The 1,283-nt window shown below is 42.9% G+C and carries 1 protein-coding gene; it reads left to right on the top strand.

Translation table 11 applies throughout. The annotated features are described in order from the left end of the window. Positions 1–101: 101 nt before the first annotated feature. A partial coding sequence (locus ACQKMR_RS28370; RefSeq protein WP_427700245.1) for an IS110 family transposase occupies positions 102–1,283 on the top strand: 1,182 nt, incomplete at its 3' end.

Here is a 1,283-nt window from a genome sequence, read left to right as displayed (position 1 = left end):
TTCCTGTAGAGCATTAATTATCGGCTTTGAAAAAAACAGAGCCCCTCAGTATGATGAGAGTACACACAAACCAAAACTCATCTTAAGGAGGAAGCCCTACTATGAATTTTAAAATGCAAAACAAACAAAATCAACTAATTGAGAGAATTACGGATCAACATCTAGTTGTTGGTGTGGATATTGCCCAACACGTACACGTGGCCCGTGCTGTAAACTATCGAGGCATTGTGGTCGGGAAACCTTTGTCTTTTCAAAATAACGAAGAGGGTTTTACTAGCTTACTAAACTGGATCAAGGAACTAAAACACCTGAAAAACTTAGACACCACGATAGTCGGAATGGAACCTACCGGACATTATTGGATAAACCTTTCAAAGTGGCTAGTCAAACAAAACATTGATGTCGTCACGGTCAATCCTCACCATGTCAAAAGAAACAAAGAAAATCGTGATAATACGCAATCCAAAAGTGATAAAAAAGATGCCCTTGTCATAGCTGATATGGTGAAGAATGGCTACTATGCCTTCGTTCGTTCCACTTCAGAATCATTTGAAAAACTTCGTGTCCTTATGGCTAACCGAGATGTGATCGTTAAGCGTCTTGTTAGCTCCATCAACCAAATTAATCGCTGGGTGGATGTTGTCTTTCCCGAGCTCCGGGAAGTGTTTAAAGACGTATCATGTAAAGGGGCAATCGCAACCCTACGCCTCTTTCCTACCCCAGCTGAATTATGTTCCTTACAGCCTCAAGATATCGTAACCGGATGGAAATCATGTATGAAGCGACATTCCGGGCATAAAAAAGCCCATTCCCTGCTTGCGTTGGCCAAGCGTTCAATTGGTACGAAACACGCCCTTGATGCGTATAAACTTCACTTGGAACAGTTATTAGAGGAATATGATCTCGCTTCATCCCAACTCGAAAGAGTGACGCAAGAAGTCACAAACGTCTTGGAAAAGATCCCATTCGTTAAGCAAATACTTGCCATTAAAGGAATCAGTGAGATTTCACTGGCGGGCATCTTAGGCGAAGCTGGAGATCTGAGTGGGTTCGCTCACGGGAATGCGCTCCTTCGTCATGCAGGATTGCATCTCGCTGAGGCTAGCTCTGGGAAGTGGAAAGGCCAAATTGTTCTTTCCAAACGTGGAAGATCACGCCTGCGGCGTTACCTCTTCCTTGCGACCATGAGTCTGGTGATGAATAACCCTGAGTTTAAAGCCCTACACTCGAACAATGTAAAAGTGAAGAAGATTAAGAAAATGAAATCCATCATGAAACTATGT

This window comes from Peribacillus sp. NPDC096540 (assembly GCF_050278525.1).
Taxonomy (GTDB): Bacteria; Bacillota; Bacilli; order Bacillales; family DSM-1321; genus Peribacillus.
This window is presented reverse-complemented; position numbering and strand designations above follow the sequence as displayed.